This is a genomic window from Salinisphaera japonica YTM-1, from assembly GCF_003788585.1.
Lineage (GTDB): Bacteria > Pseudomonadota > Gammaproteobacteria > Nevskiales > Salinisphaeraceae > Salinisphaera > Salinisphaera japonica.
This window is the reverse complement of sequence record NZ_AYKG01000034.1, coordinates 114,439-132,348: the sequence shown is the minus strand read 5'-3', so window position 1 is coordinate 132,348 and position 17,910 is coordinate 114,439. Positions and strand designations below refer to the sequence as shown.

General features: G+C 63.3%; 21 protein-coding genes and 1 pseudogene. 17 read left to right on the top strand and 5 right to left on the bottom strand.

Translation table 11 applies throughout. The annotated features are described in order from the left end of the window. Positions 1 to 76: 76 nt before the first annotated feature. Complete coding sequence (locus SAJA_RS11035; RefSeq protein WP_123658724.1) at positions 77 to 1,324, bottom strand: NAD(P)/FAD-dependent oxidoreductase; 1,248 nt, start codon at positions 1,322 to 1,324, stop codon at positions 77 to 79. 273 nt (positions 1,325 to 1,597) lie between these two features. On the opposite strand from SAJA_RS11035, the gene pnuC reads away from it, so the two are divergent. The 10 genes and pseudogenes from pnuC (at position 1,598) to SAJA_RS10990 (ending at position 9,260) form a co-directional block, all read left to right on the top strand. Then, a complete protein-coding gene (gene pnuC / locus SAJA_RS11030; RefSeq protein WP_123658723.1) occupies positions 1,598 to 2,203 on the top strand; it encodes a nicotinamide riboside transporter PnuC in 606 nt (201 codons plus the stop codon). Then, complete coding sequence (locus SAJA_RS11025; protein ID WP_123658722.1) at positions 2,200 to 2,754, top strand: AAA family ATPase; 555 nt, start codon at positions 2,200 to 2,202, stop codon at positions 2,752 to 2,754. The genes pnuC and SAJA_RS11025 overlap by 4 nt, the downstream gene beginning before the upstream one ends. 131 nt (positions 2,755 to 2,885) lie before the next feature. Continuing rightward, a pseudogene (locus SAJA_RS11020) lies at positions 2,886 to 3,407 on the top strand ((2Fe-2S)-binding protein); the annotation flags it as partial. A gap of 11 nt (positions 3,408 to 3,418) precedes the next feature. Next, on the top strand, positions 3,419 to 4,423 hold the full coding sequence (locus SAJA_RS11015; RefSeq protein WP_123658720.1) for an FAD binding domain-containing protein: 1,005 nt from the start codon (positions 3,419 to 3,421) through the stop codon (positions 4,421 to 4,423). Continuing rightward, positions 4,420 to 6,618 (top strand): xanthine dehydrogenase family protein molybdopterin-binding subunit, encoded by a 2,199-nt coding sequence (locus tag SAJA_RS11010; RefSeq protein WP_123658719.1) that lies wholly within the window; start codon positions 4,420 to 4,422, stop codon positions 6,616 to 6,618. Before SAJA_RS11015 ends, SAJA_RS11010 begins: the two co-directional genes overlap by 4 nt. Positions 6,619 to 6,708: 90 nt before the next feature. Continuing rightward, positions 6,709 to 7,143: a DUF3015 family protein gene (locus tag SAJA_RS11005; protein WP_123658718.1), complete on the top strand. Its 435-nt coding sequence runs from the start codon at positions 6,709 to 6,711 to the stop codon at positions 7,141 to 7,143. Further along, on the top strand, positions 7,133 to 7,558 hold the full coding sequence (locus SAJA_RS11000) for a DUF4168 domain-containing protein (protein ID WP_123658717.1): 426 nt from the start codon (positions 7,133 to 7,135) through the stop codon (positions 7,556 to 7,558). The genes SAJA_RS11005 and SAJA_RS11000 overlap by 11 nt, the downstream gene beginning before the upstream one ends. After that, positions 7,539 to 7,667: a hypothetical protein gene (locus tag SAJA_RS15495; protein WP_281272407.1), complete on the top strand. Its 129-nt coding sequence runs from the start codon at positions 7,539 to 7,541 to the stop codon at positions 7,665 to 7,667. Before SAJA_RS11000 ends, SAJA_RS15495 begins: the two co-directional genes overlap by 20 nt. 118 nt (positions 7,668 to 7,785) lie before the next feature. Further along, complete coding sequence (locus tag SAJA_RS10995; RefSeq protein WP_245963304.1) at positions 7,786 to 8,013, top strand: hypervirulence associated TUDOR domain-containing protein; 228 nt, start codon at positions 7,786 to 7,788, stop codon at positions 8,011 to 8,013. Between the two features lie 62 nt (positions 8,014 to 8,075). Beyond that, entirely contained in the window at positions 8,076 to 9,260 is a 1,185-nt protein-coding gene (locus SAJA_RS10990; RefSeq protein WP_123658716.1) for a glycerophosphodiester phosphodiesterase, read from the top strand. Positions 9,261 to 9,525: 265 nt separating this feature from the next. Here SAJA_RS10990 and SAJA_RS10985 read toward each other — a convergent pair whose 3' ends face one another. Beyond that, the gene (locus SAJA_RS10985; protein ID WP_123658715.1) at positions 9,526 to 10,701 is read right to left on the bottom strand and encodes an iron-containing alcohol dehydrogenase; all 1,176 of its coding nucleotides are present in this window, start codon (positions 10,699 to 10,701) and stop codon (positions 9,526 to 9,528) included. An 80-nt stretch (positions 10,702 to 10,781) separates the two neighbouring features. Between SAJA_RS10985 and SAJA_RS10980 the strand changes: the two genes are divergently transcribed. Continuing rightward, positions 10,782 to 11,084, top strand: a complete 303-nt coding sequence (locus SAJA_RS10980; RefSeq protein ID WP_123658714.1) for a putative quinol monooxygenase — start codon at positions 10,782 to 10,784, stop codon at positions 11,082 to 11,084. 22 nt (positions 11,085 to 11,106) lie between these two features. Here SAJA_RS10980 and SAJA_RS10975 read toward each other — a convergent pair whose 3' ends face one another. Beyond that, positions 11,107 to 12,264, bottom strand: a complete 1,158-nt coding sequence (locus SAJA_RS10975; protein ID WP_123658713.1) for a sodium:solute symporter family transporter — start codon at positions 12,262 to 12,264, stop codon at positions 11,107 to 11,109. A gap of 263 nt (positions 12,265 to 12,527) precedes the next feature. Next, positions 12,528 to 12,938 carry a sodium:solute symporter family transporter gene (locus tag SAJA_RS10970; protein WP_123658712.1) on the bottom strand — a complete coding sequence of 137 codons (411 nt, stop codon included), beginning with the start codon at positions 12,936 to 12,938 and terminating at the stop codon, positions 12,528 to 12,530. 330 nt (positions 12,939 to 13,268) lie between these two features. Between SAJA_RS10970 and SAJA_RS10965 the strand changes: the two genes are divergently transcribed. The 5 genes from SAJA_RS10965 (at position 13,269) to SAJA_RS10945 (ending at position 16,509) form a co-directional block, all read left to right on the top strand. Continuing rightward, positions 13,269 to 13,853 carry an acetate uptake transporter gene (locus SAJA_RS10965; RefSeq protein ID WP_123658711.1) on the top strand — a complete coding sequence of 195 codons (585 nt, stop codon included), beginning with the start codon at positions 13,269 to 13,271 and terminating at the stop codon, positions 13,851 to 13,853. 195 nt (positions 13,854 to 14,048) lie between these two features. Then, the gene (locus tag SAJA_RS10960; RefSeq protein WP_123658710.1) at positions 14,049 to 14,516 is read left to right on the top strand and encodes a nuclear transport factor 2 family protein; all 468 of its coding nucleotides are present in this window, start codon (positions 14,049 to 14,051) and stop codon (positions 14,514 to 14,516) included. Positions 14,517 to 14,558: 42 nt separating this feature from the next. After that, positions 14,559 to 15,158: a carbonic anhydrase gene (locus SAJA_RS10955; protein ID WP_123658709.1), complete on the top strand. Its 600-nt coding sequence runs from the start codon at positions 14,559 to 14,561 to the stop codon at positions 15,156 to 15,158. After that, positions 15,155 to 15,874: a haloacid dehalogenase type II gene (locus SAJA_RS10950; RefSeq protein WP_123658708.1), complete on the top strand. Its 720-nt coding sequence runs from the start codon at positions 15,155 to 15,157 to the stop codon at positions 15,872 to 15,874. Before SAJA_RS10955 ends, SAJA_RS10950 begins: the two co-directional genes overlap by 4 nt. Before the next feature lie 26 nt (positions 15,875 to 15,900). Then, complete coding sequence (locus tag SAJA_RS10945) at positions 15,901 to 16,509, top strand: ACP phosphodiesterase (protein WP_123658707.1); 609 nt, start codon at positions 15,901 to 15,903, stop codon at positions 16,507 to 16,509. 8 nt (positions 16,510 to 16,517) lie between these two features. Here the strand turns inward: SAJA_RS10945 and SAJA_RS10940 are convergent, their stop codons facing one another. Next, positions 16,518 to 17,048, bottom strand: a complete 531-nt coding sequence (locus tag SAJA_RS10940; protein WP_245963303.1) for an invasion associated locus B family protein — start codon at positions 17,046 to 17,048, stop codon at positions 16,518 to 16,520. A 267-nt stretch (positions 17,049 to 17,315) separates the two neighbouring features. Here SAJA_RS10940 and SAJA_RS10935 point away from each other — a divergent pair, with 267 nt between their 5' ends. Then, entirely contained in the window at positions 17,316 to 17,909 is a 594-nt protein-coding gene (locus SAJA_RS10935; RefSeq protein ID WP_123658706.1) for a YdcF family protein, read from the top strand. Position 17,910 lies beyond the last annotated feature (1 nt).

Here is a 17,910-nt window from a genome sequence, read left to right as displayed (position 1 = left end):
CTTGCCCGGCCAGATTTTGGGCACCAACGCGGCGCTCGTACGAAACGGCAACAGGCCCTAGGGCGTCTATGGGTCGCTAGAAGCGATCGCTACGAAACGGGCGCATATCCACCATCGGGGTTTCGCCGTCCATCATCTGGCCGATCAGACGCCCGGTGGCCGGGCCCAGCGTGAAGCCTTGATGGCCGTGGCCGAAAGCAAACCAGAGGCCGTCGTTACCATGGGCCGGCCCGATGACGGGTTTCATGTCGGCCAGACACGGCCGCGCGCCTTTCCAGGGCGTAGCCTCGCGGCGTGCCCCCAGCGCGAAGAAGTCGCGGGCCTCACGTTCGGCGGCTTCGAGCTGGCCCAGCCTCGGCGGCGCGTCGATGGTGTTGAGCTCGGCACCGGTGGTCAGGCGCAGACCGGCTTTTTTCGGCGTCAGCAGATAGCCTTTTTCGGAGTCCATCAGCGCGTAGTTCAACGCGGCCCCCTCAGCGGCGTCGTAATGCATGTGGTAGCCGCGCATGACGAACATGGGCAGGTCATAGTCCAGGCGTTTCAGCCATTCGGGCGACCAGGGCCCGGTGGCCAGCACCAACTCGTCGGCGCTGAACGTGCCTTGATCGGTATCCAGCGCCCAGTGCCCGTCGCCGCGTTTGATATCCGTGGCCTCGGCCTGCTTGATCGTGCCGCCCAGCGCGACGAAGTAATCGGCATAGGCCTGTACCAGCCCGCCCGGATCGGTGACCGACCAGGTATTGGTCCAATGGATCGCGCCCAGTGCAGCCTCGCCCAGGCCGGGTTCCATGGCGTGCAGCGCTTCACGATCGATCCGGGCATGGGTCACGCCGAACCGGGTTTCGAAATCGCGCGCCTTGGCCAGAAACTCTTCAAATGCGGCCTCGGTGCGAAAGACCTGGAGCCAGCCGTCGCGCCGAATCAAGTGCTCGGCGCCCGCCGGCACGAACATCGCCTCGTGCTCTTGTGTGCAGTGGGCGATCAAGGAGGCATATTCGGGCACGATGCGCGCGAACGCCTCCGGCGCGGAGTAGCGCCAGTACTGCCAGAGCGGACTGGCCTTGGACAACATCGCCCCGGCGCGATAGCGGATATCCACGCTCTGGTTCGGCAATACGCGCCAGATATTGGCCAGATCGCGCGGAAACGGATGTGGCTCGACCGCCTCGCGCTGAATCAGCCCGGCGTTGCCGAACGAGGTTTCACGCCCCGGCGCGCGACGATCCACCAGCGTGACGGCACGACCGCGCATGGCCAGATGGCAGGCGATCGATACACCGACCATGCCGGCACCGAGAACGAGCGTATCTGTATGTTGGGTCATTTCTATCGCAGGGCTTTGGGGCCGAAGTGGTTATGCTAGGCCCTGTGAAGATGCGACGCGAGCCAAATGACGGCGTGATGAAACCGATACCCAAGGGGCGGGCGTAAGCGGACACGTACCCGCCTGGCCGTCTTTACCCCGAGACACACATCGACGGTCGGTCCTTGTCGTTCGGCGCCGCTCGTCGATTCTCTTTCAATGCGCTTGAGTTGATGTCCGATTGATGTCTGATTTTTGGCTGTTTTCGATCCCTGACACCCGTGAGGCCGTGGCTTGAGCACGCTGGAGACGATCTGGCAGGGCTTACTGGGCGCATCATGGATCGAGCAGGCAGCCACCCTGCTGGGGCTGGTTGCTGTCTGGCTAGCTACGCGTCAACGGATCGTGAATTTTCCGATCGGCATGGTGCAGGTGATATTGACCGGCATCATTTTCGCGCGCAGTCATCTGTTTGCCGACATGACCCTGCAAGCCGTCTATTTCGGCGCCCTGGCCTATGGCTGGTGGTGTTGGACCCATCCGGGCGGTCACCGCGCACGCCTTGAAGTCAGCTCGCTGGCCGGCGGACATCGCGTGACGTTAATCCTGGGCGGCCTGCTGACCACGGCCATCTGGGGCGCGCTGCTGGTCGAGCTGGGCGATCCCATGCCGTGGCGGGATGCGTTCATCGCCAGCTTCGGGGTGATCGCCCAGTGGCTGGAGGCCCACAAGAAACTGGAAGCCTGGCTGGGCTGGATCGCGGTCAACCTGGCCGGTATCGGCGTCTATGCCGCGATCGGGCTGTATTGGTTCGTCGGCCTCTACACGCTGTATCTGGCGCTGTCGTTCGTCGGCTTTGCGCGTTGGCAGGCCGATCGGGCCCGCAGGCTTGTCACATGACGGCCTCGATCGTGGTTTTTGGCAGCGAGTCCACGGGCAAGACCACACTGACCGAGGCCCTGGCACGCCACCTGGATTGTGCGTGGTCATCGGAATATGTCCGAGACTTCTGGTATGCCAACAACGGCGATATCCGCGCCTGCGATCTCACGCGTATCGCGGCCGGCCAGATCGAGCGCATGGCCACCGCGCGGGCCACCGCCGCCCAACGGGCCGAGCGCTATGTGCTTCACGACACGGATCTGCTTACGCATGTCCTGTGGGTCGACCTGCTGTTTCCCGGCCAGTGCGGCGACTGGGTACGCGAGACCGCTGATCTTCAGGCGCGCCAGCCCACGCTCTATCTGTTGTGCGGTATCGATATCGCCTGGGCCGATGATCCCCAGCGCTGTTTCAGCGATGCCCGAGAGCGCGCGTCGGTCCAGGCGTATTTCAGACAGGCCCTGTGTGATCGCCGTCTGCCGTTCGTGACCATCAGCGGCTCAGCCGCGCAGCGCGAGGCTCAAGCCCTGGCCGCTATCAATTCGCATGTTCAAGGCATGTCGTCATAAGCCCGACAGCATCGGGCGCCCGGTTCCACGCGCCCCGAGGGCGACAAGAATAATCGTGGTATCCGCAAATAAACGGCTTGTCGCCACACCCGGAATACGCGACATTGACACTAACGTCCAACGGATGAGGTCCAATCATGAAGGACTCGACCGATCTGCCCGTCGATGTGGCGATCAGCCTGCGCATCAACGGCAAAATGACCCAGCTCGACGTACCGCCCAACGTGGTGTTGCTCGATGCGCTGCGTAATCGCCTTGATCTGACCGGCACCAAGAAAGGCTGTGATCACGGCCAGTGCGGGGCCTGTACGGTTCTGGTCAACGGTGAGGCGGTCAATTCCTGCCTGTCGCTGGCCGTGGTTCACGACGGTGACGACATCACCACGGTCGAAGGCCTGGCCGACGGCCCTGACGACAACAAGACGCTCTCGCCCGTGCAACAGGCGTTTCTCGACAACGATGCCTTTCAGTGTGGTTACTGCACGCCGGGCCAGATGGTCTCTGCCACCGAGCTGATGCACAACGAGCATGTGGGCACCACCGACGACGATATCGCCGAGGCCATGAGCGGCAATATCTGTCGCTGCGGGGCCTACAAGAACATCGTGGCCGCGGTGCAGTCCGCGCGCCAGGCCAACAAGCACGGCGGGTAGGAACAAACACGATGCGACAATTCGATTACAAACGCGCCACCGATACCGACGGCGCGATCCAGGCCCATGCCGGCCAGGCTGCGGCCTATCTGGCCGGCGGCACCACGCTCATCGATCTCGTCAAACTCGATGTGATGCAGCCCGAGCGCATGGTCGACGTCAACCGTTTGGCACTGTCTAATATCGAGGATGCGGATGACGGTCGGCTGCGTATCGGTGCCACCGTGCGCAATACCGCACTGGCCTACGACGACCGTGTCAAACGCGATTATACGGTGCTCTCCGAGGCCCTGCTCCAGGGTGCGTCGCGCCAGCTGCGCAATCGGGCCACGACGGCCGGCAACGTGATGCAGCGCGTGCGCTGCTCGTATTTTCGTGACGGTATTTCGCCCTGCAACAAGCGCGAGCCCGGTACCGGCTGTTCAGCCATCGAGGGCGTCAACCGCGAGGTCTTCGCGGTGCTTGGCACCTCTGAGCACTGCATCGCCGTGCATCCGTCAGATATGTGTGTGGCCATGGCCGCCATCGGCGCGACCGTCGAAGTCCAGGGCCCGAACGGCACGCGTGAGATCGCTTTTGGCGATTTCCACAAGATGCCGGGCAATACGCCCCACATCGAGCACGAGCTGGCCGAAGACGAGCTGATCACCCACGTCACGCTGGACGCACCGATCGAGGACGCCGGTTCGACATACGTCAAACTGCGCGATCGCTCGTCGTATCAGTTCGCCCTGGCCTCCTGTGCCGCGATCGTGGCTCTGGACGGCGACGTGATCCGTGAAGTGCGCCTGGCCCTTGGCGGCGTGGGCACCAAACCCTGGCGCTGTAGCCAGGCCGAAGAGCAGCTCGTGGGTGCTGCGGCCAACGAAGAGAACTTCGCCCAGGCCGCTCGCCTCGCGATGCAGGACGCTACCCCCTACAAGCACAACGCCTACAAGATTCCGCTGGCGCGCAAGGCGATCACCCAGGCATTGAAGGATGCCACCGCCCGTGCCGGCAACGGAGGTTCGATATGAGCCAGACAACGATCGGCAGCGCCGTTGCACGTGTCGACGGCTTCGACAAACTCACCGGCCGGGCGCGCTACGCCGCCGACTTTCACCCCGAGGGCATGGCGCATGCCTACGGTGTGTACAGCACTATTTCGCGCGGCAGGATCGTGTCCATCGATACGAGCATCGCCGACGGCATGCCCGGCGTGATCGAGATCTTTCACCACGACAACTTCCCGACCCTGCATCGCTCCCCGGCCAGTTTTCCCGAGGAGAACATGGTCGACGAGCTGCGCACGCCGTTCGAGGATGATGTCGTCCACTATGCCGGCCAGTTCGTGGCCCTGGTCGTGGCCGACACCTTCGAGCACGCGCGTGATGCGGCGTATCGCGTCAAGGCCAGCTACGACGCCGATTCGGCCGCGGCCAACCTGGCCCAGGGGCTCGAAGGCGGCGTTACCGAGGCCAACCGCACCGAGCGCGGCGATGCCGATAGCGCTTTTGACTCGGCCGAGGTCAAGGTGGATGCCACCTACACCACGCCGGTCGAAACCCATAACCCGATGGAAATGCATGCCACGACCGCTCGCTGGGCGAACGGCAAGCTCATCGTGCATGAGTCCACGCAAGGGGTGATCTTCGCCCGCAACACGCTGGCCAAGAACTTCGATCTCGATCCGAGCCAGATCGAGGTCCACGCCGACTATATCGGCTCGGGCTTCGGCGGCAAGCTGTGGCTCTGGCCGCATTCGCTGGCCACCTGTGCCGTAGCGCGCGAGCTCGGTCGTCCGGTTCAGTTCATGCTGCCGCGCCAGAACATGTTCACAACCTCCGGCCATCGCCCGGAGACATCGCAGCATATCCAGCTGGGGGCCAAGACCGACGGCACGCTGACCTCGATCATCCATGATTCGATCAACAGCACGTCGTCGATCAACACCTTCGTCGAGGCCTGTGGCGGCTCCACGTCCAGCCTGTATGCCTCGGATGCACTACGCGTGAGCCATGCCACGGCCCAGGTCGCCCGCGGCACGCCCACCCCCATGCGTGCGCCCGGTGCCGGCGTGGGGCTGTTCGCGCTGGAATCCGCCATGGACGAGTTGGCCATCGCCCTGGACATGGATCCGCTGGAACTGCGGCGCCAGAACTTCACCGCGACGGATCCCAGCGATGGCAAGCCGTGGTCGTCCAATCATATGCTTGAGTGCTATGACCGCGCCGCCGAGCGTTTCGGCTGGGCGGACCGCAACCCGCAGGTCGGTTCGATGCGCGACGGCGATTGGCTGATCGGCCAGGGTGTGGCCGCCTGTAACTGGGATGCCATGCGCAATCCCTGCGATGCCCGCGTGACGCTGCGCCCCGACGGCTCGGCGACCGTGCACTGTGCGACCCAGGATATCGGCACCGGCACCTACACGATCATCGCCCAGACCGCGGCGGACACGCTGGGGATCGATATCGGGCGGATCCACGTGGCCATCGGTGACTCGACCTTTCCCCACGGCCAGATCTCCGGCGGCTCCTGGGCCACCGCCTCGATCCTGCCGGCAATCGTCGGTGCCTGTAAGGCTGCGGCCGATAAGCTGGTCGAGTATGCCGCCAACGACGGCGCGCCGATGGCCGGTGCCGATACGGATGACCTGCTCTTCGAAGCCGGCGTGGTGAAAAACGGCCGGGGCGATCAGGCCACGCCGGCCGATATCCTCGAGCCACAGAAGCTGGCGCATGCCATCGGCGATTTCCATTCCGACGGCTCGCCCGAAGACGGCTATGCCTATGGCTCGTTCGGCGTGAATTTCGTTGAGATCGGCTGGAACCCAAACACCGCCCAGCTCAAGGTCCGGCGTGTGGTCAGCTCGATCGATGCAGGTGCCATCATGAACGACGCCACCGCGCGGAGTCAGGTCGAGGGCGCGATTGTCATGGGCCTGGGTGCTGCGATGTTCGAGGCCACCGAGTACGACGAGCGCACGGGGCGTCCGGTCAACAACAACTACGCCGAGTATCTGGTGCCGGTCAACGCCGACATGCCCGAGCTGGACGTGATCCTGTTGAACCACCCGGATTATCACTTGAACGAGCTGGGGGCCCGCGGGATCGGCGAAATCGGGCTGACCGGTGTTCAGGCTGCCGTGGCCAACGCCGTCTACCATGCGACCGGCAAACGTATTCGTGATCTGCCGATCACGCTGGACAAGATCATGGACGAAACGGCCTGAGCACAAGACCTGCGCCCGCCGGGTACCACGTGTCCGGCGGGTTCATCGCTCTTCGCTTGATGAGCGCTTACCCAACAAGAGTCATCATTCATGCCCGAATTCTCTGCACTGATTCACCGCAGCGCCGCCACGAGCGCGCTCGGCCTGTTTGCGCTGGCCGTGACCGGCTGTTCTGCCGTGGTCAGCACCACCAACACCACGGCCGATGCCGTGCACACGGTCTCGCACGGGGTCTCGGTATCCAGCCGCTCGAGTACCAATGTCTCGTCCGGCAAGCCCGAAGAAGCCACTTCGGCGCGCACACGCGCCTTTGTGGAAAACCAGCACCTGGCCCTGCAGCGTGAGGCAGCGGCCGGCGGCGGCGAACATATCGATGCCCTGGCCCGCCTGATGGCCGACGCCGGCCCCCAGAACACACAAAGCGCCGAACTCGGCGCCTGGATGCAGGCCAACTACGCCGAACTGTTCTCGCCGGGCACGAGTACCGATCAATTGGTCAGCCGAATCGAGCGCCATGCCGGCTAGCCTGTCTCACCCGCGACAGGGCGCGATCGGGCTGGCGCTCATCCTGCTTGGCGCCTGTCATGGCGTGTCGGCACAGACTGAAGAGCCAGGCTATTCCGATGCGCAGCTCGAGGCCTTCGCTGCGGCACAGGCCGATGTCCTGGCCGCAGTCGAGGCTTGGGATCAGCGTATCGACAATGCGCCCGCAGACCGACGCGAACCGTTGTCGGTCAAGGAAGAGCGGGCGCTGGTCAAGGCCGTGACCGATCACGGGCTGACGCCGACCACCTACAACGCAATCGCCACGCAGGCACAAGACAACCCGACGCTGACGCGGCGTATTCAACACCACATGGCCCCGCGCGCCGCCGATGCGCCAAGCGCGCCGGCCACTGACAACGAACAAGGAGCTGACGATGGCACGACAGGTGGGTGAAACCGCTCGCTGGAACCAGGGCCTGTTGCCGTTTCGTACGAGTCCGCGCCAAGCGCTGTTTTACGGCAAGACGAGGCGTAGCACGCGCCGCGCAGTCGTTCTACGCTAGCGTGCTAGAACGCTGTATTGCCGTAAAACAGCGCTTGTCCCGAAGGGTTGGGCCCAAAATCTGGCCATGCAGCGTTGCTCACCTTGATCGTGGCACGCCACGACCGGCGGCTCGCGCCTTGCCTGGCCAGATTTTGGGCGCCAACGCGGCGCTCGTACGAAACGGCAACAGGCCCTATGGCGGCGGTGAAGGCAGCGGCAAGATCGTACAGATCTATACCGAAAGCGTGACTAAAACCCTGCAAGGCAGCGAAATCACGCGCCACGGCGATGATGACAACCCGGCCTATCTCATCGAGCAGGATGACGGCGATCGTGTCCTGAAACTCGACAGCGAGCTCAAATAGCAGCGCACGATACGGCGGATGGACGGTTATGATCGAGCGAGTATTTTTCTACGCGATCGTCCATGTCGTATCCAATAACCGCCTGGCCGCGTTTTGCGCTGGCAGCCGGCCTGTGTCTCGTTGCTGCGGCCTGTTCCGACTCGAGCAATGTTCAAGTGAATACGCATACTGAAGGCGATAACAGCCCGGCCTCGATCGGTGAGCAACTGGCTGATCGCTACATGATTCCTTATCCGGCGGTGATCGCCCATCGTGGCGCCTCTCTGCATGCGCCCGAGGAGACCCGCCCGGCTTATCTGCTGGCACGCGACCAGGGCGCGGATTATCTCGAGGCCGATCTGCAGCGCACTCGCGACGGCACGCTCATCGCGCTCCACGACACCAACCTGCGCCGCACGACCAATATCGAAGCCGTGTTTCCGGATCGTGCTGATGATCCGGTCAATACCTTCACGCTGGCCGAATTGAAACGTCTGGACGCCGGCAGCTGGTTCAACGAGGCGTTTCCCGAGCGTGCCCGCGATAGCTATGCTGGCTTGAAGATCCTGACGCTCGACGAGCTGCGCCAGATCGCCGAAGCCGGCGACAACCAGCCCGGCCTGTATCTGGAGACCAAATCGCCGGCCCTGTTTGCGGGTATTGAAGCCGAGCTGGCCGCTTATCTGCGTGAACACGACTGGATTGGCAAGCAGGCACGCCAGGCACCGACCGGTTTCGACGGTGACATCGACGTCGGGTATTCCCCGGGCCGCGTGATTCTGCAGACCTTCTCGAAAGACAGCCTCGTGCAGCTGCACGCCGAAATGCCCGATACGCCGAAGATTCTGCTGTTGTTTCTGGGCGGTGATGGCTCGATCACGGCTGACCCGACGATCCAGCAGCGCGAAGACGAAAGCGATGCGGCTTTTCAGGCACGCCGCCGGCCCGCCTCACCCGAGGCCTACAATACGTTTCTCGATTTTGCTCGCGACCAGGGGGCGATCGGCGTCGGGCCATCGGCGGCCCGCGACGATCTCGATCCGGTCTATAGCTATGCCGATCTGGCCGACGATTCGATGATCGAGCGTGCACATCGGCGTGGCCTGCTCGTGCATGTCTATACGCTGGATGACGCAGTCGATTTCCGGCGCTATCTCAACCGCGGAGTCGATGGCATCTTCACCAACGACCCCACCGCGCTGCTGGACTTTACCGGCGCGCCCACACCAACGGCCGTGGACGCCCGTCTCGAACAGTTGGGTTATTAGGGCGTGTCGTCATGAGATATGACGTCGCATTGCTCGCGCCGGGCGTGTCAGGCAAGGCGGGGGCCGCCGAGCGTGGCCCGCCACGGTCAAGGTCCGTAACGCCGCATGGCGCGTCCGGCGCGAGCAACCCGAATGGGCCGGTGGCCAAGCCCCGGCAATCCTGCGTTATCGCTCGTTTACGTGGAATAACCACGCTGCACGCGCGATGCCTTGTCTTGCCGCGGCTTGGCCGCCGGTGCGCCGCCTTATCTTATGACAACACGCCCTAGAACCAGCAGGTTTCGTAGAGAGCCACGATCTGCTCGGCGTCAGGCACGCGGGGGTTGTTGCCCGGTGAGCCCGACGCCAGGGCCTGTTCGGCCATCGTGGCCAGCTGGGCGGTCCAGGCATCGCGGGCGATACCAAAATCGCCCGGTGACGGCACACCGAGTTCGGCATTCAACGCGCGCAGCTCTTTGTCTAACAGATTGACCGCGGCCAGATCCGTATTGGCCGGATTGGCGATACCGATGGCGCGCGCACAGTCGGCATAACGCGCCGGCGCGGCTGGGATAGAGTACTCGGTCACTGCGGGCAAGAGCATGGCGTTGGACATGCCGTGGGGCACATGGAACGCCGCGCCGATCGGGCGCGACATGCCGTGCACGAGCGCGACCGAGGCGTTGGAAAATGCCACCCCGGCCAGATACGAGCCCAGCATCATCGCCTCGCGCGCACGGCGATCTGTCGGTTCGTGAAACACGCGCCGCAGGTTCGGGCCGATCAGCCGCATGGCCGCCAAGGCCTGTTGGTCGGAATACGGATTGGCCTTCTTGCTGACGTAAGCCTCCATGGCGTGGGTGAGCGCATCGATGCCGGTATCCGCGGTTACACGGGCCGGCACGCTTAGCGTCAGCTCATAATCGAGAATGGCCGCGGTCGGCATGAAGCCAATGCCCACGCACAGCATCTTCTCGTCGACGGCATCGTCGGTGATGATGGTGAACCGCGTGGCCTCGGAGCCGGTGCCCGCGGTCGTGGGAATCGCGATGACCGGCAGGCCGACCTCGCTGGCCTGATTGGGAAACTTGTAGTCGCGTATCTCGCCGCCGAAATGGCCGAGCACGCCGATGGCCTTGGCCGAATCGATCGGGCTGCCGCCACCCAGAGCGATCAGACTGTCGTAGGGCTGGCCGTCATCGGCGCCGGCCTGCATCGCCGCCACGCCGGCCTTGATCGATATTTCGGTGGGCTCGGGCACTGTTTCATCAAACACGCCGAATGCGATGCCCGCCTGGCGCAGACGCTGGGTCAGACGATCGACATAGCCCAACTCGCCCATCATGGCGTCAGTCACGATCAACGGGCGAGACACACCGAGCGCGGCCAGCACGTCCGCCACGCGATCGATGGATCCGGCGCCGATCTCGTTGATCCGGGGCAGCAGGATATTGTTGGGCATACGGCTTTCCTCCTTCATCATGCATGGATGCCCGGCTCGTGCCGGGCCTTGTTGTTCAATTGCCGTTCGCGAGAATCGTCATGAGTGAAACCGCCCGTTTTATCGTTATTGCCGAGTTCCGACTCAAGGAAGGCCAGCAGGCCGCCTTTCTCAGCCACGCCCACGAAGACGCCAGCGCTTCGCTTGCCAATGAACCGGGCTGTCATCAATTTGATGTGCTGACCACGCCCGATGACGACTGTCTCGTTGTGCTTCATGAAGCCTATACCGATCGCGCAGCCTTCGATACCCATACCCAGATGCCCCATTACGCCCCGTTCAAGGACGCCACCGGCCCCATGTTGGCCGCCCCGCCGACGGTGCGTTTCTTCGAGCGAAACTAGCCAGGCCGACCAGCCAAGCCGCCTAGCCACGAAGCATCAGCGGCAACGCGCTGGCAAAGGCCACGATCGCCACGAACCAAGCGGCGAGTAGCGTCACCGACGGCCAGTGCCAATCCAGCGTTGCCGCGGTACGCGGGGCGTGTGCCCGGGGGCCGGCGCGGCTGGTCAAACCGGCAATGGCCCAGCAGGCCAGCGCGCCCGTGACGTTCCACCAGAACCAGAACAACGCGGGTACAAACAGCCAGAGCGCGACGTTGACCGCCACCCCGGCGACAAGCCCGGCGTTGGCCCCGCGGGCATCGATACGCGGCCATAAAATGGCCGAGACGAACGTTGCTAACAGCGGCCCGAAAAAGACCGAGCCGATCTTGTTGATCGCCTCGATCAGCGTTGCCGCCAGATGGCCCGTGACGAACGCCAGGCCAAGGCAGACGATGCCCCAGAACAGCGTGGCCGCGTGTGAAGCCCGCATATAGGCGCCGTCGCTGACGTCACGCCCGCCCACGATGAAATCCTCGACGGACGCGGCCGACAGCGAGTTGATCGCCGAGCTCACCGACGACATGGCCGCAGAAAAGATCGCCACGATCAATAAACCGGTCAGCCCGGCGGGCAGGCCGTTGCGAATGAACATCGGCACCAACAGATCCGGCTCACCGGCGATGGCCTCGGCGACCGGCCCACTGCCCTGCTGGGCCAGCGTGCCCAGCACCAGGCCCATCAAGCAGTAACAGGCCGTGATCGGGAAACGTATGAGCCCGTTGGCCAGCAGCGTACGCCGTACGGTGGTGCTGTCACGCGCCGAAAGCAGGCGCTGTGCCTGCGACTGATCCGCCCCGTAGTAAGCACAATAGAGAAAAAGCCCGCCGATGAGCATCGGCCAGAACCCGAAACCGTTATCGTCGCCGAGCCCGAAGCCGCTGTAATCCACGGCCACCAGGCGCGCCGGATCGACGTTTGCGGTAAACGCGTGCCAGCCGCCGAGTCGATCGAGCCCGACCACGAGACAGATGACCAGGCCCACCAGCAACAGTCCCATCTGGATCGCATCGCCATAGACCACGGCCTTCATCCCGCCGAGATAACAATAGGCCAGCGTGACCACACCAATAATCAGAATCGTGGCCGTCAACGACAAACCAACCGCATGGGTCAGAATCAGGGCCACGGCATACATCATCACGCCAGGGTCTGTTGAGGTTTCATACGAGCCCGCGCCAAGCGCTGTTTTGCGGCAAGACGAGGCGTAGCCCGCGCCGCGCAGTCGTTCTGCGCCAGTGGGCTAGAACGCTGTATTGCCGTAAAGCAGCGCTTGTCCCGAAGGGTTGGGCCGCAAATCGCGACCTACGGCGTTGCGAGTCTTGATCGTGGCACGCCACGATGCGGCAACTCGCGCCTTGCAGGACACGATTTGCGGACGCCAACGCGGGCTCGTATGAAACCTCAACAGACCCTAGTGGCAAAGGCACGCGACAGCTGGAACACCGCCGACAACAACAGCCGCGTGCTGCGGGCGAAGCGCTGCTCAAGAAAGGCATAAATACTGACCACGCCAGCGCCGTACAGCGTGGGGAAGAAGGCCACGATCAGAAAGATCATCGCCAGCGGCACCGCGAATTCGTAGGTTAACCAGACCAGGCCGCCAGCGGCTTTCGCGCCAACGAACGCCGGAGCCGAGATGAAACTGGCCGACGACAGCTGTGTTGCCGCCGCCGAGAGGCTGAGCACAAACCACCCGAACGACCGATCGCCCAGGAAATATTGCGTGCCCGAGGCATGTGCCTTGAGCCGCTGGCCCAGCCATAGAAACCCGCCGATATAGACGACGATGACCAGATAATCGAGCCAGCTCATGAAATAGCCTTATCCCCTGCGGATCGTTTCACGACAACACTCGGTCAAGGCTATCGAACTTCGACGCGATCAGGTGTAGATAACACTCGATTTACAACACGGCCGGAAGGCTGGGTCATGACCGATAGACCACCGGCGGCCCAAGCGACTTCATCCTTTACGACTGGCCGACACGCGGTTGACGACGCAGCAAGTAGCGTTAAAGCGACGTTATAACGCACGCAACTTAATCGCCTACAACGAAAGTACAGCTAGCCAGTGGGCCAAGCGTTGATATTGTCACCTGCGTATTACAAGCATTTCGATAACGATATTCTTAAAGGAGATACTATGGCCGCACAAGAACAGGCCCCGGCGCTTGCCAATCCGGGCCCGCTCGGGCTCGTGGGGTTCGGATTGACGACGGTGCTTCTGAGCCTGATCAACGCCGGCCTGCTGCCGGCCGGCGGCGAGCCGGTCGTGATCCCGCTGGCACTGGCCTACGGCGGGCTGATTCAGCTGATCGCCGGCCTGCTCGAGTACCGGACCGGTAACACTTTCGGGCTGGTTGCGTTCCTGAGCTTCGGGGCATTCTGGTGGTGGTTCGCCCTCATGCTGCTGATGGGCGACAACGGTCTGCTGGATCTGTCCGAGGCGGGCTCGACGATCGGTATCGCGCTTATTCTCTGGGGCGTGTTCACGTTCTATATGTGGATCGCCACGTTCAAGTTGAACAAGGCCCTCTGGTTCGTGTTTCTCACGCTGTGGGTGACGTTCTTTTTGCTGGGCATTGGCGCGGCCGCGAGCATGCCCACGCTGCATATGCTGGGCGGCTATTTGGGCATCGTATGTGGTGGATCGGCGATGTATACCAGCTTTGGCGAAGTGACCAACGCCACCTTCGGCCGACCGGTCATACCGCTGGGCGCGCGGTGATCAAGGCTGACCGGTTTATCGATCTCATTGCCGTTTGCCATGCGCGTTAGCGGCCAATGACAAGAGCCGCGGTTCGGTGAATCGCGGCTTTTTCATGCCCGGGACAGCCGGATCAGACCCCGGCGAAATGATTGCATGAGCCAGAAAACGCGTGGCTTGCTAATCTTCGATACATAGCCGAGACACACGTTGCCCATGAGTGAAAAACCGCCGCTGCCGCCGTTTTCGTTCGAGACAGCCACGGCCAAGGTTCGCGCCGCCGAAGACGCGTGGAACACGCGTGACGCCGACCGCGTATCGCTGGCCTATACGCCCGATAGCCGCTGGCGCAACCGGGATCACTTTCTTCACGGCCGCGAGGATATCGTGGCGTTTCTGCGCGACAAATGGGCGCTCGAGCTCGACTATCGTCTGATCAAGTCGCTCTGGGCGTTTGCCGATGATCGGATCGCGGTGCGTTTCGCCTACGAATATCGCACGAGCGACGATCAGTGGTATCGCGCCCATGGCAACGAGATGTGGCGCTTTGCCCCAGACGGGCGCATGGCCCGTCGAGAAGCCAGCATCAACGATGTCGCGATACCGACCAGCCAACGGCTGTTTCTATGGCCGGCCGGCCCACGACCGGCCGATCACCCCGGTCTGGACGATCTGGACCTGTGACGCCCAATCTATTTGCAATGATTCACCCAACGGAGACCCAGCATGGATACCGCTGACCAAGCCCTTGATCGCCTGAAGAAAGGCAATGCCGCTTTCGTCGCCAACAAGGACAGCGAACAGTCGCGCCGTCACGCCCCCACCGAAACCCACAAACCATACGCTATCGTCGTGGGCTGTTCGGATGCGCGTGTTCCGGCCGAGCTGCTTTTCGACGCCGAGCCGGGCGATCTGTTCATCATTCGCGTGGCCGGCAACATCGTGGGCCAGACCCAGCTCGGCAGCATCGAATACGCGGCCGCGAACCTGGGGACGCGTCTTGTCGTGGTTCTGGGTCATACCCAGTGCGGCGCCGTTGGTGCCACCGTGGGTGAGCTGATGAACCCGGGCGGCGATCATTCGGACAACCTGAAGTCACTGGTCAACGAGATCAGCCCGTGCGTGCACGAGTTGATGACCGGTGAGCTGGCCAACGACGAGAAAGCCCTGGCCGAGACCGCCGTGCGCGCCAACGTGGAGCAATCCATGCGCCTGATGCGCGAGCGTTCCAAGGTGCTTGATGATCTGGCCAACAATGAAGGCCTGAAAATTGTCGGCGCCGAGTACGCGATCGAAACCGGCGAAGTGGATTTCTTCAAGGCATGATCCAGCGCTGCCGCCTGCCGCGCGTTCTGGCCTTCGACGTCTTCGGTACCGTTGCCGACTGGCACGGTAGCGTGGTCGCCGAACTGGCTGAACGCGCACCGGCCATCGACGGCGACGCGTTCGCGCGCGATTGGCGGGCCGGCTACAAGCCGGCCATGGCGCGCGTGGCGCGCGGCGAATGGCCCTGGCAGCCCATCGATGCTCTGCATCGACGGCTGCTGGAGCCGCTACTCGACCAATACGGCCTCACCGCCTGGTCCGAGGACGAGCGCGCGGATTTCAATCGCGTCTGGCATCGCCTGGCAGCCTGGCCCGATGCGCCACCGGCCATCGCACGGCTGCGCGAGCACGTCATATGCGTCACGCTATCCAACGGCAACGTCAGCCTGCTCGTCGATCAGGCGCGGCGTGCCGGCCTGCAATGGGATACGGTGTTATCGGCCGAGCTGTTCGGTCATTTCAAGCCGCACCCGGCCAATTATCTTGGCGTGGCCGAGCTGTTCGGCTGCGCGCCGGCCGAGGTCTGCATGGTGGCCACGCATCAGAGCGATCTGGATGCGGCGCGCTCACACGGCCTTCAAACCGCTTACATCGAGCGTCGCGACGAGTTCGGTCGTAACGCCCCCAAACAAGCCAGCCCGCCCGACATGAACGATTGGCACGCCCGTGATCTGGGTGATCTTGCCGATCAGTTTGCCGACAGCGCCCAGCACTAACCGATGCCCTTGCTTATAGTCGCGCCATGAACTGGCTGGCCCATCTGTGGCTGGCCTATAAAAGCCAGACGTCCGCGGCCGGCCAACTGTTGGGCGATGAGATCAAGGGCCGTATTGACCCGGCCACATCATCGCTGGGCCAAACGGTTGCCAACGGCATCGTCATTCATCGACGCATCGATCGTCTCGCCGACGATCACCCGTTGCATTGCGAGCTTCGCGGGCTGTTCGCGGGGCGCCATCGACGGTATGCCGGCATCGTGGTGGATATCGGGCTAGACCACGCCTTGGCGCGTACGTGGCGTGCGTTCAACGCCGAGCCGTTCGAAGCGTTTGCCACGCGACTGTCTATGCAGGTGGGGCAGGAATGGCCGACCGCGGCACTGGGACGTGAGGCCCCGGCACACGCTCGTTTCGCGCGTCTGCTGACGGGCTACACCCAAGCCTCGGGCATGACGCGTGCCTTGGCGCACGTCGAGCAGCGGCTACGGCGCCCGGTCGATCTCGTGCCCTTGGCAGACACGGTCATCGCGCAACGGGCACAGTTCGAGCGGGCCGTCGGGCCCATACTCGACGACCTGCTGCGCGCTATCGAAAACCGCCCGCCGGCCCCGCGCGTGGCGGAGCGGCAGTAGTTTCGAAATTATTTCGCGATGGCGCTGTTCGCATCGGTGAAGCCCGACAACGAGATCGCCAGATCAATCTGATCACCCTTGGGGCCCACGATCGTCACGTTGGCCTTGGTGCCGCGCTTCATCTTGGCCAGCAGATCGTTCTCGATCGGGAAATCGGCACGACAACCCTGCTCCAGACAGATCTGGAACGGGAAACGCCGCGGCTGATCGCCGTCGATCGAGAGCTGTACGCCCGGGGCCAGGCGCGTGCCCAGCGGCAGGATGAAGATCATGGCCGCGGTATCGATCTGCGGCGGATAACCCATGACCACGCGCATGATCGGCTTGTTGCCGTCCGGCCCGTTGATGAGCTGCGTCATCTCGCAATCATCCTGGGCCGGCCCGGATTTCGGGCAGCGCACTTCCCAGTCGTTGTAGTGCGTGATCTTGACGTCATCCGCACCGTTGGAGCCGTTCGACTGTGCCAGCGCCGGCGCGGCCTGGCCCATGAACATCGCGACGACCAGCGCCACCGTGGAAAACCGAAAAACGTTCGTCATGTTGCTTTGTCCCCTTCCAACGAAAAGATGCCTCGTCACCAGCGCCACGCATGACAGGCCAGTCAGGCCACGCCGTTTGGCAACGATGTGGACCGAGCGTGTCACGCGATTCTCGCCCGAGCACCTGCCGGGCTGCAATGTCATTCTCGACAATCGGTACAGGAATCAGGCCGCCGGCAGCGCTCGCGACAGCCGTACGCACGGTTCGTCCGCCGCCTGGTCAGGATGTGGCTATCATGGACGGACATTATTCGTTTGTAGCCTGATTTGAGCCCAGCATCCTCGATTCGAACCGGACTGCGCTGGATGGCCCTCGGCCTCGGGCTAATGAGTGCCACCCTGGTCGTCTTGGCCGGTTACGACTACTGGCAGATCGGGCGCACGCCGCAGCCCTGTGTTACCGGGCCGAACTGGCAGGCCGATGCCGCGCTGGTGCTGTCGGGGGCACCACGACTGCGGCGAACACGGGTCGCGGTCGCCGCCTGGCGGGATCAGCACCTGCCCACGATATTCATCAGCGGCGCGGGCGCCGGCGGTGATAGCGCCGAAGGCCTGGCTCGCGCGGCCCAGGGGCAGCTGAACGTGCCTGCCGACATCTTCAAGATAGAACGCCGGGCCACCTCGACCGCGGATAATCTCGCCTACAGCTGTCCGCTGCTGCGCAAGGCCGGGGCCAAGCGCGTGGCGCTGATCACCGACAGCTGGCACATGACGCGTGCCATGGCCACGGCACGCGAGCTTTGCGCGCCCGTGTCGTTCTGCAGCCTGCCCAATCATGAGCCCACGACGCCCGAGCGCCGTCGCCACGAGGCCATCGCGCTGTTCGTCTATCAGCTGACAAGTAACGCGGTCTGGTTTTAGC

Coding starts and splice junctions, on each gene's coding strand:
- SAJA_RS10990 (WP_123658716.1), top strand. CDS start 8,076: ATGTCGTATCCAATAACCGCCTGGCCGCGTTTTGCGCTGGCAGCCGGC.
- SAJA_RS10985 (WP_123658715.1), bottom strand. CDS start 10,701: ATGCCCAACAATATCCTGCTGCCCCGGATCAACGAGATCGGCGCCGGA.
- SAJA_RS10965 (WP_123658711.1), top strand. CDS start 13,269: ATGGCCGCACAAGAACAGGCCCCGGCGCTTGCCAATCCGGGCCCGCTC.
- SAJA_RS15495 (WP_281272407.1), top strand. CDS start 7,539: ATGGCACGACAGGTGGGTGAAACCGCTCGCTGGAACCAGGGCCTGTTG.
- SAJA_RS11005 (WP_123658718.1), top strand. CDS start 6,709: ATGCCCGAATTCTCTGCACTGATTCACCGCAGCGCCGCCACGAGCGCG.
- SAJA_RS11010 (WP_123658719.1), top strand. CDS start 4,420: ATGAGCCAGACAACGATCGGCAGCGCCGTTGCACGTGTCGACGGCTTC.
- SAJA_RS10980 (WP_123658714.1), top strand. CDS start 10,782: ATGAGTGAAACCGCCCGTTTTATCGTTATTGCCGAGTTCCGACTCAAG.
- SAJA_RS10955 (WP_123658709.1), top strand. CDS start 14,559: ATGGATACCGCTGACCAAGCCCTTGATCGCCTGAAGAAAGGCAATGCC.
- SAJA_RS11035 (WP_123658724.1), bottom strand. CDS start 1,324: ATGACCCAACATACAGATACGCTCGTTCTCGGTGCCGGCATGGTCGGT.
- SAJA_RS11015 (WP_123658720.1), top strand. CDS start 3,419: ATGCGACAATTCGATTACAAACGCGCCACCGATACCGACGGCGCGATC.
- SAJA_RS11000 (WP_123658717.1), top strand. CDS start 7,133: ATGCCGGCTAGCCTGTCTCACCCGCGACAGGGCGCGATCGGGCTGGCG.
- SAJA_RS10960 (WP_123658710.1), top strand. CDS start 14,049: ATGAGTGAAAAACCGCCGCTGCCGCCGTTTTCGTTCGAGACAGCCACG.
- SAJA_RS10970 (WP_123658712.1), bottom strand. CDS start 12,938: ATGAGCTGGCTCGATTATCTGGTCATCGTCGTCTATATCGGCGGGTTT.
- SAJA_RS10940 (WP_245963303.1), bottom strand. CDS start 17,048: ATGACGAACGTTTTTCGGTTTTCCACGGTGGCGCTGGTCGTCGCGATG.
- SAJA_RS10950 (WP_123658708.1), top strand. CDS start 15,155: ATGATCCAGCGCTGCCGCCTGCCGCGCGTTCTGGCCTTCGACGTCTTC.
- SAJA_RS11025 (WP_123658722.1), top strand. CDS start 2,200: ATGACGGCCTCGATCGTGGTTTTTGGCAGCGAGTCCACGGGCAAGACC.
- SAJA_RS10975 (WP_123658713.1), bottom strand. CDS start 12,264: ATGATGTATGCCGTGGCCCTGATTCTGACCCATGCGGTTGGTTTGTCG.
- SAJA_RS10945 (WP_123658707.1), top strand. CDS start 15,901: ATGAACTGGCTGGCCCATCTGTGGCTGGCCTATAAAAGCCAGACGTCC.